Origin of the sequence: Hymenobacter tibetensis (assembly GCF_022827545.1) — a bacterium.
GTDB classification, from domain to species: Bacteria; Bacteroidota; Bacteroidia; order Cytophagales; family Hymenobacteraceae; genus Hymenobacter; species Hymenobacter tibetensis.
Genome location: NZ_CP094669.1, coordinates 2647628 through 2659414, shown reverse-complemented (window position 1 = coordinate 2659414; position 11787 = coordinate 2647628). Strand labels below are relative to the sequence as shown.

The window sequence follows — 11787 nt, the reverse complement described above, 5'->3', positions numbered from 1 at the left end:
GAAGAATGAAAGCTCCAGAAAAGCCACCCGTAGTTGCTCCCGTTACCCTGGTCCGAGCCTTTGGTGTAATTAGCGGGACATTGCTGGTGGCAGGCATTGTGATTGGGTCCGGCGTGTTCAAGAAAATCGTGCCGCTGGCCCAGAGTGGACTAAGCGCGCAGTGGATACTGGCTGCCTGGGTGGTGGCGGGCTTGGTCACCATCTGCGGTGCCCTGAACCTGTCGGGTATGGCTTCGCTCACTGAAGAATCGGGCGGCGTCTATGAGTATCTGCGCCTGTCGTTTGGCAATTTTGCTTCCTTCCTGTTCGGCTGGACGGATTTTGCCATCATCGGCTCTGCTTCGGTGGCGGCGCTGGCTTTCATTTTCGCTCAGTCTGTTAATGCGCTGCTACCCTTACCCAACCCGGCTGAGACCTGGGCGCACCTCTCTATTGGCCAGTTGATTTACCCCTTCGCCGACTCTGGTATTAAGATCTTAGCCATCGGCACCGCCGCCACACTCACTTGGGTGAATTACCGTGGGGTAAGTGATAGTGGGCGGCTCAGCAACGTATTCACAGCGGCCAAAATCGCGGGCATTCTTCTGCTCATCCTCGCGGGCTTGTTTCTGGCTTCGCCGGATTCTAGCAGTACTCCAGCGGCGGCGGTGCCCGTGCGGGAAGTGTCGCTGGCCAGTGCTTTTTTTGGCGCTCTACTCAGTGTGTTCTGGGCTTATGATGGCTGGGTGGACCTTTCCTTTGTCACCGGTGAAATTAAAAACCCGCGGCGCAATGTACCGCGGGCCATTATTGGTGGGGTGAGCATCGCCATTGTGCTGTATGTGCTCATCAACTACGTGTATCTGCGCACCTTACCTCTGGCCCAGCTGGCGGCAGTAGGCCCGAACGAAATTGGGGCGGCCGTGGTGGCTGAATCCTTGCTGGGCAAGTGGGGCAAAACGGGCGTGACGGTCTTAATACTAGTGAGCGTATTCGGCACGCTCAATTCGGTACTGCTCTCGCATACCCGCGTGCATTTCCGCATGGCTCAAGAAGGGTATTTCTTCCCATCGGCCGCGGCAGTACACCCTCGCTACCGCACGCCCTACCGCGCTTTATTTTTCACCCTGACGTGGAGTACACTACTGATTATCTCCGGCACCTTTGAGCGCCTAACGGACTTAGTCATTTTTGCCACCTTCCTGTTTTATGGCTTGCTGGCTGTGGCCGTCGTGAAAATGAAACGACAAGGCCGCATCCCAGGGCCAGTACCCGGCTACCCGTTCGTGCAGATCCTTCTGATCCTGTTTGCCCTCACCTTCACCGGCCATACGCTAATCACGCAGCCCATCCAGTCACTTCTGGGCTTAGGCCTGATTCTGACCGGCCTCCCCTTCTTCGTGTATTTCCGCCGGCAGCAGCAAGCCCGCACATCACGAACGAGCACAACCAAGGCGAACCCCTAAGCTGGGGAAAAACCAATTTATACGCTAGCACGAGTGTAGCGCAGCCGACCTACCGTCTACCCAGGCAATCAACGGGAAGGCTGCCCCTCGCCTACTGAGCAAGCAGCACAGTTGTTTGCCTACTCGGTGTAAAGGCCCTTATTTGCCTTCAGTCGTTGAGTGATGCGTTGCCGGATAATCAACGCCATTTACGGTGATGATGGGCAATAGTAGCTACAGTTGAGGCGCCAATACTCGTTTCTATACCGCCACACCGTACGCAAGGTCTAATTGGTACGGTTTGGATGGTGACAAACCCTGTTGATCGAAAAGCGCAGATCCTACCCTCAGCAATTTATTAGCTTTACCTCATGCGTATGGCTTTTACTTGTTGGGGCAAGGGTTTAATCTTCGTGTTTATGGTGCTGGCCGCCTGCTCCTCCCCGGACCAGCAAACAGGCGCTCCAACGCAGGATCCAACCACGGGCGAAGTATACACCAAGCGCCGTGTGGTGGTGAACGACTCGCTCATCCGGGGGCGCGTACTCGACCGAAACGACTCGGTGCTGGTGGACACCCGCTTGCAGTATCTCTTGAAGCTGCCGCGCCGCGCCCCCCTCGACACCCTAGCGCTGGGCGAGTTGCTGGGTTGGGATTCCCTGACCGTCCGGCGACGCATTGCTGAGGCGCTGCCGTACGAAGAAGCCCCGGCTGGTTTTCCGGTTCAGCTCCGCCTCACCGCGGGCGAGGCCAAACGGGTGCGCCGAGACAGTGCTGACTGGCCCAACCTCCTCTTAACCGAACGCAACCAACGCGTTTATACCACCCATGCGGGCGCCCCCGTGCTAGGCTACATGGGCGCGGAAGCGCAGGCTTTTTACCGCCAGGCCAAGCGCTACCGGCGCGGCCGTTTCTATCGGCTGCGCAGCGGCGGGGTTGAAACCTATTACAACGGGTTGCTGAATGGGCGCTGGGGCTATCTGCATCCGTTGGTAGATGCCAAAGGCAAAGAGCACGGCACCTGGGCCAAGGACACCACCTTTCAGCAAGGCCAAGACCTGCATCTGACCATCGATGTGAAGCTGCAGGCCTACGCTGAAAAGCTGCTGGGCAACCGCAAGGGCTACTTGGTAGCGCTGGACCCGCGCACCGGCGAAATTCTGTGCTCGGTATCGGCGCCGGTATATGATCCGGCCACCATCACCGCACCAGACCAGGCGGGGGTGCGCGCCAAGCTGCTGCAAAGCGAAGACATGCCGCTACTCAACCGGCCAGCCATGCTGGCTAACCCGCCCGGCTCGGTGTTCAAGCTGGTGAATGCTGCCGTAGCCCTGCAGGTAGGCGCCATCAGCCCCACCACCGCATTCCGCTGCGACCAGTCGTTGGTGAGTTGCGTGCACCGCCACCCGCAGGCCAACAGTCTAACCTTAGGGTTGAAATACAGCTGCAACCCCTACTTCTACCAGACAATGCGGAACCTCATCAGCCGCATGCCCGACAGCCTGTTGGTGGATACGGTGGCGGCCCGCCACGAGAACCTGGCCCTCTGGCGCCGCTATGCTCGGTCGTTTGGGTTGGATTCGGTGCTGGGCGTGGATATGCCGCGCGAAGCCCCTGGCTTTTTGCCCACGCCAGCGTATTACGATAAGGCCCGCCGTACCACCCGCTGGACGTACCGCTCGATTTATTCGCTCAGCATCGGGCAGGGCGAAATCAACCTCACCGGGCTCCAAATGGCCAACATGTCCGCCATCATTGCCAACCGCGGCTGGTACTACCCACCGCACCTAGTACGCAGTATTGGAAAGGACGGGCCGTTGGCGCGCTTCACGGAGAAGCACTATACCCTCATCGACAGCGTCCACTTTGCGGCCCTGATACCGGGCATGGTGGCCGTCATGCAGCGCGGTGGCACGGCCGATGCCTCCAGCCTAGCCGATGTAGGCATTACGGTAGCTGGCAAAACCGGCACCGTAGAAAACGACGAGGGCGACGACCATGCGGCTTTTGTCGGCTTCGCGCCAGCCAATAACCCCAAGATAGCCGTGGCGGTGTACCTGGAAAATGCGGGCTTCGGAGCTACGGCCGCCGCGCCGTGCGCCACCTTGGTGATGGAGAAGTACCTACGCGGCAGCATTGCCCCCAAACGCAAACGCTGGGAAAAGCGCATTCAGCGCCGAGCCCAAAGCGGATATTAGTGGTCTGCTGTACAGAGATACGCCTAGAATAGTGCTAGTGCGCGTGGAAGTCAAGCGCATTTTCTCTGGCTGGCAAGCTCGTTCATCAAGCTGATAATCATGCCACTTCCGTAATTTCAAGGCAACGCTTTTTACGAGACCAACATCTGGTGGTTGGGGCTTTCTGTAGGCGCTACATACGCTCCACTCACCTTGTGTTGCTCTATGAAACCACTCTTGTTTCGCCGAAGCTTAGCGTGTTTGGCGCTGTTAACGTGTTCTTTTTCGTCGTTTGGGCAGGCCAGTGCCCCTGTGGATGACTATGCAAAAGCCCGGAAAATCATTGCAGACCTCGATACAATTGTGGCCCCGAATGGCGTGCAGGAATCGTACGCCGCTCCTATTGGGGGCATAAAGCAGTGGGTATATGTCCGGGGGCAAGACAAGGTCAACCCCATCATTCTGTTTGTGCACGGGGGACCGGCCTCGCCTATGGCCCCGGTTTCGTGGATGTTTCAGCGCCCGATAGAGGAATACTTTACGGTGGTCCAGTACGACCAGCGAGCGGCGGGCAAAACCTACGCTACCAATGACACCACCAACCTAGGCAGCACCATTCGCATTGACCAGTACGTGCAGGACGCTATTGAGCTGGCCGAGTTGATCTGCAAGAAATACGGTAAGCAGAAAGTGGTCTTGGTGGGCCACAGCTGGGGCACCATCGTGAGCATGCACGCGGCCCTGAAACGGCCCGATTTGTTTTACGCCTACGTGGGCATCGGGCAAGTCATCAACTCTCAGGACAATGAGCGGGTAAGCTTCAACTACGCGCTTACGCGAGCCACCGCCGAAAACAACCAAGCAGCCCTCCGAGAGCTACGGTCCATTGCGCCCTACCCAGGCCAGCAACCCATCACCCGGAAGCGAATTGTTATTGCTCGGAAATGGCCCCAGTACTATGGGGGGCTGTCCGCGTACCGTTCAACATCCACGTACTACTTCAACGCCCCCTTTCTCTCTCCCGACTACTCGGCAGCCGCCGTAACCGCCATTGACAAAGGCAGCTTGTTCACCCTGGGCCGCGTGCTGCCCGCGTTTCTGCAAGTTGACTTCAAGCCCATTAAGTCGTTCCCTATTCCGGTGTTCATGCTAATGGGCCGGCACGATTACACCACGCCATCGGAGCCAACGGCTAGCTGGCTGGCGCAGGTGAAGGCCCCAGTTAAAAAGGGGATATGGTTTGAACATTCCGCGCACCTTGTTCCGCTCGAAGAACCCGGCAAACTGCTCATCACGCTGGTTAATGAGGTAAGACCCCTAGCCATTGGGCCAAGACGTGGCGGTACTAAGTAGGCAGACAACGGCAACACGACACCTCAAACGCCCGATCAACCACCTACTTGACTGAAGCAAGCCGCAGAAAAGTACGAGAGAAGCCCTGCGCTGCTAGCGTTAGCAGCCATAGCGGATGGCGTACGGTATTACTTGCGCCCTCTGATGCGGGGATCCAAAGTAAGCAGCTCGTCCATGCGTACAGGTGGTAGCACGTGAGCACACGTTGTCAGCTAAAGACAACAGATGAAGCGGGCAGTGTACATTGGTTGTTATTCCGCGGCTACAGTCTTCCTGAGTTATGAAAGTCTGCTACTACCTATCGTTATCGTGCTGACCTGCTACCAGGTGGCGGCGCAGGCTGTACCTGTGGCCTCCCCCGACTCCGGCTCGCTGGCAGGCGCCGTGCAAGCAGCCCGCCTGCGTTACCGGACGGATGCACCGGAATCGCGCCTGCTCAATGAGGTAGCCTACGTCAACCATGCCTCGGGCACGGTGCAAGGCCAGCGCGAGTTCTTCGCTCCGCGCTATGCCAGCGCCCAGCAACAGCAAAATCCCCAACCCGACCGCCGCAACCTGCTGCACTGGCAGCCTACCATCACGCTCAGCCCAGGCGCCACCCAGGAGCTAACCTTCTACACCTCCGACCAGGCCGGGCGTTACCTAGCGGTGGTGCAAGGCCTAGCTGCCGATGGCCAGGCTGGTAGCACCAGCATTGTACTAGAAGTGAAACCGGCATTATAAGCTGCCCTGCAGTACCCTATGTGTCTGGGTTTTTCTGGTTTATCTTCCTTACAGGAAGCCTAGAATACTCCAATCAGCGCAGACGGTACTCGCACCAAGCTTTCTTCTTGTGGCCTAAGGACTTCCCGTTCAGAAACAGTTCGGCCTCGTTGGCGGAGGAGAAGACGCGCACGGGCGAGCCAGACCGGTGCGCTCGGGCCAGTTCCGGTGAAGCATACGTTTAGGTATCGGTAGCTTAAGCCGCCAGTGCGCTTGGCAGTAACGGAGGAGTGGTATGGATGGCAGAAAGTGTTGGTTCTGCGTATTTATTGCAAAGCAACCACACCATTTTTCTCTCTCATGCAAACCATCACCATCGCGCCAAAATCCACTCAGCCACTTACTGTCAACCGCTTAGGCTACGGCACCATGCGCCTGACGGGTCCGGAAATATGGGGCGAGCCCGCCAACCGCCCCGAAGCGCTGCAAATCCTGCGCACCGCGGTGGAATCAGGCGTCACGTTCATCGACACGGCCGATTACTACGGCGAGGACGTTACCAACCGACTCATCCGCGAGGCACTGCACCCTTACCCCTCGGAGCTAGTGATTTGCACAAAGGTGGGGGCCACTCGCCGGCCCGATAAAAGCTGGGTGCCCTACAACACACCCGAAAACCTACGCGCTAGCATCGACAACAACCTGCGCACTTTGCGGCAAGAGCAGATTCAGTTGGTGCACCTGCGCCTAATGGGCCACGGGCCAGTGTCGCTAGACGAGCAGTTGGGCGCTATGTTCGAGATGCAGCAGGAAGGCAAGATTCAGCACGTGGGGTTGAGCAACGTAACCCGCGAGGAGCTGCAAACCGGCCTGCAACTAGGCGAAATAGCCACCGTGGAAAATATGTACAGCTACGCTCAACGCACCACCATGAAATTACCCCACGGGGCCAACCCCGGTGGCGAAGAAGTACTGGATTTGTGCGAGCAGCATGGTATTCCGCTTATTCCGTTCTTTTCACTGTTGCACGCCCTACCAAAAACCGGCAGCAAAATAGCCGAAGTAGCCCGCCAACACAACGTGTCAGAAGCCCAACTCAACCTGGCCTGGCTGCTGCATAAGTCGCCGTGCCTATTGCCTATTCCGGGCACCTCGTCGTTGGCGCACTTGCGGGAAAATTTGCAGGCCGCTGCTATTCGCCTAAGCCCCGAGGATATGGCCTATCTGGAGTAGCGGCATTCGGCACGTAGTTTTGCTCTGGCAGCTGCTTGGAAAGCCACCAGAGCAAGCTTCACTTTCTTTACATAGTAAAACCATGCTTACAGATACGCTGAGAAAGTTATTTGCCAGGGACTTAAGCAGATTACAGCACGAACTCCAGCAGTACCAAAACGAGCATACCATCTGGCATTTCGAGAAAGGCATAGCCAATTCAGCCGGCAATCTGTGCCTGCACCTGGTAGGCAATTTGAAAACATATATAGGAGTAGAGCTCGGAGGCGTGGCCTACACAAGAAACAGAGACCTAGAATTCTCCTTGAAGAATGTTCCTCGTGTTGCATTGCTGGACAGCCTCCGGGAAACAAGCATGGTAGTAGATACGGCGCTGGCTTCCTTGCCGGAAACGGAGCTGCAAAAAGAGTATCCTCTTCTGGTTTTCGAGGAGAAGACTTCCACCGAATATTTTCTGGTTCATCTTGCTGCCCACCTTGCCTATCACCTCGGCCAAGTCAACTACCATCGTCGGTTGCTGGATGTGTGAGCTGGCTTAATAGCTGAAGACACTATAGTGGCTATGATGCGCGTTAGAAACACGCTTGCAACGCCTGTTGGGAACAGGCGTTGACTTATGTTTTTTATTGGATCATCACTGTATTTCTTTGCATAAAACGACCCTTGTACGCTTACTTCGTGGCATGAAACGCAGCTTTTGGTGTGGCATAGTGGGCCTGCTGCTGGCGGGTCCCGTGCAGGCCCAATCCCTGACGGGCGTGTGGCAGGGAGTGGAAACAGATACCGGCGAACCAGGTGAGGTGTGGCCTGCAGTGCTGCGGCTACAGAAAAGCAAGGGCACCAGCCTCTTGGGCGTGCTCTACCAAGAGGTAGGCGGAGAACCGGCCATGTCGGCTACCTTTCAGGTGCAGGGCGCCCGCACTGCCAGTGGCCTGCGCCTCGAACACGTGCGCAAGCTCAATGAAACCGGCCACATGCCCGGCTTTTACTGGTGCGAGGGGGCCATTACGTTCACCTACGACCCTAAAGAGGAAAAACTAACCGGCCGGGCCACCTACCGCCCAACTGGTGACTGCGACAACGGTGCTTTCACATTTTACCGCGTCAAGCTGAAATCGGCGGCTACGGTGGCGGCCAACGCAGAGAGCACCATCCGGGTGTCGGGCCGCAACGTGTTGTGGTTTGCTGATGCCGAGCTAAAGCAGCCCCTGACGACGGGCAACTCCTACCGCACCAAGCTCACCAAAACCACTACCTTCTACCTCACGCAGGGCTACTACCCTACCCGCCAAAGTGGAGCAGTGCCCATCACGATTCAGGTAACGGGGCCCGTTCCTAAACCTGCACCGCGCCCGTCACCAGCCGACACGGCCCGCCCAGCGCCAGCCCCCATCGTGGCGCCCAAGCCCGTGGTACTCCCCACCGTGCTATTTGAACTGGGCAAGCCCAATCTGCTCCCAGAAGGCCTCCCGGCCCTCGACCAGCTAGCCGCCGAACTGAAAGCCCGCCCCACGCTGAAGCTGCGCGTAGCTGGCCACACCGACAAAATCGGGGAGCCCGAGAAAAACCAGATTTTGTCGGAGCAGCGGGCCGAAGCCGTGAAAACTTACCTGGTGAAAGTTGGGGTGGCCGCCGAGCGCATTAGCACCATCGGCTACGGCGACTCGCGCCCCCTCTATCCCTCCCCCGATGCCCGTAACCGGCGCGTGGAAGTGGCCGAAGTGAAGGACTGAGCTGGGTAGCCGCCCGGTTGCTTCCAGCACATCCGACAGGTCTTGTTATGTTGTGTTGCGCTCCTGGGCAGCAACGTAGTCACATGGCTGGCCTCGGCATTGGTGATGGAGTGCATTATACTGAACTTGCGGCACCCGCGGCCCCACCCCACTGTAGGCTGCCTTCCTCCATTGATTTCACTTACATGAGCCATTACAAACTTTTTGCCTTAGCCTGCACGTTGTTTTTTGCGTCGTACTCCAGTAGCTACGCCCAAAACACCACCTGGAACAACAAGCAGTGCGCCGTGGTGCTAACGTATGACGACGCCATCGACGTGGACCTGGACAATGTAGTGCCCGCCCTCGACTCGGTGAAGTTGCGGGGTACGTTTTACTTGATTGGCTCGTCGCCGGTGGTGGCGCGCCGCCTACCCGAGTGGCGCCGTGCCGCCCAGCGGGGCCATGAGCTAGGCAACCACGCCCTGATGCATCCCTGCGACGGTAGCCTGCCCGGCCGCGGCTTCGTCACCCCCGACAACGACCTAAGCAAATACACCGTCAGCCGGGCCGTGAGCGAAATACGAGCCACCAATACCTTACTCAACGCCATCGACGGCAAAACGGCCCGCACGTTCGCCTACCCCTGCGGCGACCTACAGATTGGGGGCGTTAAGTTCTACGACCAGCTGAAAACCGATTTCGTGGCCGCGCGCGGCGTAACCGATGGTTTGCAAACAGCCGCCCAAGTGGACCTGACCAATGTGGATGCCTATTCCATCAATGGGCAGTCGGCGGAGTACATGCTTGACTTGGTGAAGAAAGCCCAACAGTCGCACACGGTATTGGTGTTTCTGTTCCACGGAGTAGGCGGCGGCCACGCGCTGAACGTGGATTTGAAAGCGCACCGCCAACTGTTGCGCTACCTCAAGGCCCACGAAAAAGAAATCTGGGTGGCCCCTATGGTGGAAGTGGCTGAAAAAATCAAAGCAGCCCAACAAGGAGCCAGCACCAGCAAACCAAGCAAATAGCAGCCGGTTCATACCTGTCTGCTAGTGCCCGTCCACATCGTTGCAGACCTACAACGGCCCGTTCCTACGCCATAGGAGCGGGCCGTTGCGCGTGCTCCTGTTTTGCAGGCGGCGGCATTGCCAGTACACGAAAAAGCGGGCCGCCTACGCAAGACAGCCCGCTCTTTTATCTACATCTACAGAAGAACGTCTCTACTTGATGAAGTTGCCCGCAATGGCCAGCACTGTGCTCGGATCCAGCGGCTCATCGAAAGCTTCTGAGGCTTCAGCCATTGTTACGCCCGGCAACGAGGCCAGATTGACGCCCGCTTGGGTGGTGTTTTCCTCTCCTGGATAATCGGCTGCAGGGTTGCCAGCACCGTAGACGGGGGCGGTGGCGGAAGGAGCTGGCCCACCGTTGTCGTTGCCCGAAATCCAGCTCTTAGGCATGGAGTTTAGGGTGCCGGGAACTGCTTGCGGCCCACCGCGGCGCACCGTCCGGATGTGGGACGCATGGCGCGCTTCCACCGAGTGGATGTTGAGCGCAGCCTCCAGCACGGTGTTGTTGCTGATCAGAAGCGGAGCGCCCCCCTTGTAGGCACGTACACCCGTGTCTTCCAAAGCCTGAGCTACGGCCAAGAAGGTACCCTGATTGGTGAATACAGTCGGGAACAAAGCCTGCCGCGCGCCGCCTTTAGCCCCCGTGAAATCGTAAGCGCCCGCGCCCGGATCGGCAATGGCGGCGCTGCCTAGCACACTGCGCAGAAAGTCGACGTGCTTGCGCTCATCGTTCCGGATGGTAGTGACGGAATTCCGGGCCTGGCCCGTGAGCAGACCCGCCGAATCGAGGCCGGTCTGATAGAAATAATACTCTAGATACTCCAGCCCAAGGGCAAAGTTCAACACGAATTTAACTTGGTCGCTCAGTCCCGAAGATTGCCCGTAGGCTTTCTGGAACATCGAGCCCACGGCCAACGGGACAGCAGAAGCTGCCAGTTTCTTGCCGAAGCCCGCGAAGTGGCGGAACATCTGGCGGCGCTGGTCGAGCCGCTCATATACCTCCGGGTCCACCCGCTCGATTTCGGTAATCAGGTTCAGAATATTCATGGGTAGGATTTGTTGACGATGCTAGAAAAAAGAGTGAAGCAAGCCCTAGTCGCGGGGCAGTTTGCTGACGTTGATTTTCGAGCCGGGCTTCAAATATTTGTTAGCCATGGCTGCCACCTGCGAAGGCCGCATAGAGATTTCGAGGCCCGTGCGCGTATCCACCACATCGGAACCCACGAAGTTGCCGTACCGGAGCAAGTCCCGAATCAGGGCGGCATGCCGGGCTTCCACCGACACAATCTTGCCAGCCAGCCCCAGGTACACTGGATTACTGATCAGCGGACCCGCGCCGTTGTACGCTGAGACGCCCAGATCTTCGAACGCCATAGCGGCCCCGAGTACGCTGCTGCGGCTGCTGAAGTCGATAGACGAGAAGTCGGGCTCCAGGTCTTCGATGGGGGTTCCGCCATTAGCCGAGATACCCGTTTTCAGAAACTCGCGGTGAATCCGCTCGTGCGCCTCCAAATCCTTCAAAGCGGCTCTTTCCGCTGGGGAAGCAGAGGCGTAGTACGGGCTAGCCAGTACGGCAGCGTAGAAGGCTGCCTCCAATTGCTCGAGCGCATACGCAAAGTTGAGTATGCCAAAATCACCACTCCCCACGTTCACCACGCGGTTGTTGTCGCCTTTGCTGTCGCTGCTGGCGGCAGCATTCAGCTCGTCGTCGGTTAAACTGTCGTCGCAGCCAGCTAGCACCAGTCCCGTCAGCACGACGCCGGCTCCCGTGAAGCGCAGGAACGACCGGCGCTGCAGGGGCGTGTTCGATTTGTCCACGGCCTTCTCGACTGCGGAGCTTTCTTCGAAAATTTCAGACATACAACTTGGCTTTATATGTGAAAAAAAGTTACTAAGTCGAGCTACGTCCGCCAAAGCACAACCGGATTTACCAAGCTCCACAGATGCCTGAATTTTGTAATAATTCGCTTGTTTTTTTGAAATAATTTGAACATTTACACGATATTTTGAATAATATCATTACATATTAGCACCATAGACACAGTGCGCTTGCCTCTTCCTATTGCCTGTGATGCTGAACGAGGACTAGTATTCAAGCCAGATACCGCAAGTGAAC

At 57.5% G+C, this 11787-nt stretch carries 11 protein-coding genes; 8 read left to right on the top strand and 3 right to left on the bottom strand.

What is annotated here, in order from left to right:
• Positions 1 to 5 precede the first annotated feature (5 nt).
• The 4 genes from MTX78_RS10600 (at position 6) to MTX78_RS10585 (ending at position 5677) form a co-directional block, all read left to right on the top strand.
• The gene (locus tag MTX78_RS10600) at positions 6 to 1445 is read left to right on the top strand and encodes an APC family permease (RefSeq protein WP_243802450.1); all 1440 of its coding nucleotides are present in this window, start codon (positions 6 to 8) and stop codon (positions 1443 to 1445) included.
• Between the two features lie 356 nt (positions 1446 to 1801).
• The gene (locus MTX78_RS10595; RefSeq protein ID WP_243802449.1) at positions 1802 to 3622 is read left to right on the top strand and encodes a peptidoglycan D,D-transpeptidase FtsI family protein; all 1821 of its coding nucleotides are present in this window, start codon (positions 1802 to 1804) and stop codon (positions 3620 to 3622) included.
• Positions 3623 to 3826: 204 nt separating this feature from the next.
• Positions 3827 to 4954 carry an alpha/beta fold hydrolase gene (locus tag MTX78_RS10590; RefSeq protein WP_243802447.1) on the top strand — a complete coding sequence of 376 codons (1128 nt, stop codon included), beginning with the start codon at positions 3827 to 3829 and terminating at the stop codon, positions 4952 to 4954.
• Positions 4955 to 5263: 309 nt separating this feature from the next.
• Positions 5264 to 5677, top strand: a complete 414-nt coding sequence (locus MTX78_RS10585; protein ID WP_243802446.1) for a cupredoxin domain-containing protein — start codon at positions 5264 to 5266, stop codon at positions 5675 to 5677.
• 73 nt (positions 5678 to 5750) lie between these two features.
• Here the strand turns inward: MTX78_RS10585 and MTX78_RS25430 are convergent, their stop codons facing one another.
• The gene (locus tag MTX78_RS25430) at positions 5751 to 5849 is read right to left on the bottom strand and encodes a DUF4982 domain-containing protein (RefSeq protein WP_394805610.1); all 99 of its coding nucleotides are present in this window, start codon (positions 5847 to 5849) and stop codon (positions 5751 to 5753) included.
• A 167-nt stretch (positions 5850 to 6016) separates the two neighbouring features.
• Between MTX78_RS25430 and MTX78_RS10580 the strand changes: the two genes are divergently transcribed.
• The 4 genes from MTX78_RS10580 to MTX78_RS10565 all read left to right on the top strand — a co-directional run bounded on the left by MTX78_RS10580 (position 6017) and on the right by MTX78_RS10565 (position 9632).
• Positions 6017 to 6889: an aldo/keto reductase gene (locus MTX78_RS10580; protein WP_243802444.1), complete on the top strand. Its 873-nt coding sequence runs from the start codon at positions 6017 to 6019 to the stop codon at positions 6887 to 6889.
• Positions 6890 to 6971: 82 nt separating this feature from the next.
• Complete coding sequence (locus MTX78_RS10575; protein ID WP_243802860.1) at positions 6972 to 7418, top strand: DUF1572 family protein; 447 nt, start codon at positions 6972 to 6974, stop codon at positions 7416 to 7418.
• A 154-nt stretch (positions 7419 to 7572) separates the two neighbouring features.
• Positions 7573 to 8622 (top strand): OmpA family protein, encoded by a 1050-nt coding sequence (locus tag MTX78_RS10570; RefSeq protein WP_243802442.1) that lies wholly within the window; start codon positions 7573 to 7575, stop codon positions 8620 to 8622.
• 185 nt (positions 8623 to 8807) lie between these two features.
• The gene (locus MTX78_RS10565) at positions 8808 to 9632 is read left to right on the top strand and encodes a polysaccharide deacetylase family protein (protein ID WP_243802440.1); all 825 of its coding nucleotides are present in this window, start codon (positions 8808 to 8810) and stop codon (positions 9630 to 9632) included.
• 192 nt (positions 9633 to 9824) lie between these two features.
• Here the strand turns inward: MTX78_RS10565 and MTX78_RS10560 are convergent, their stop codons facing one another.
• Both MTX78_RS10560 and MTX78_RS10555 read right to left on the bottom strand, forming a co-directional pair.
• Entirely contained in the window at positions 9825 to 10718 is an 894-nt protein-coding gene (locus MTX78_RS10560) for a ferritin-like domain-containing protein (RefSeq protein WP_243802438.1), read from the bottom strand.
• Positions 10719 to 10763: 45 nt separating this feature from the next.
• On the bottom strand, positions 10764 to 11531 hold the full coding sequence (locus MTX78_RS10555) for a ferritin-like domain-containing protein (protein WP_243802436.1): 768 nt from the start codon (positions 11529 to 11531) through the stop codon (positions 10764 to 10766).
• Positions 11532 to 11787 lie beyond the last annotated feature (256 nt).

Excerpts from the sequence above, each read along its gene's own strand:
- MTX78_RS10570 (WP_243802442.1), top strand. The coding sequence starts at position 7,573 with ATGAAACGCAGCTTTTGGTGTGGCATAGTGGGCCTGCTGCTGGCGGGT.
- MTX78_RS10560 (WP_243802438.1), bottom strand. The coding sequence starts at position 10,718 with ATGAATATTCTGAACCTGATTACCGAAATCGAGCGGGTGGACCCGGAG.
- MTX78_RS10595 (WP_243802449.1), top strand. The coding sequence starts at position 1,802 with ATGGCTTTTACTTGTTGGGGCAAGGGTTTAATCTTCGTGTTTATGGTG.
- MTX78_RS10555 (WP_243802436.1), bottom strand. The coding sequence starts at position 11,531 with ATGTCTGAAATTTTCGAAGAAAGCTCCGCAGTCGAGAAGGCCGTGGAC.
- MTX78_RS10575 (WP_243802860.1), top strand. The coding sequence starts at position 6,972 with ATGCTTACAGATACGCTGAGAAAGTTATTTGCCAGGGACTTAAGCAGA.
- MTX78_RS10600 (WP_243802450.1), top strand. The coding sequence starts at position 6 with ATGAAAGCTCCAGAAAAGCCACCCGTAGTTGCTCCCGTTACCCTGGTC.
- MTX78_RS10565 (WP_243802440.1), top strand. The coding sequence starts at position 8,808 with ATGAGCCATTACAAACTTTTTGCCTTAGCCTGCACGTTGTTTTTTGCG.
- MTX78_RS10580 (WP_243802444.1), top strand. The coding sequence starts at position 6,017 with ATGCAAACCATCACCATCGCGCCAAAATCCACTCAGCCACTTACTGTC.
- MTX78_RS10590 (WP_243802447.1), top strand. The coding sequence starts at position 3,827 with ATGAAACCACTCTTGTTTCGCCGAAGCTTAGCGTGTTTGGCGCTGTTA.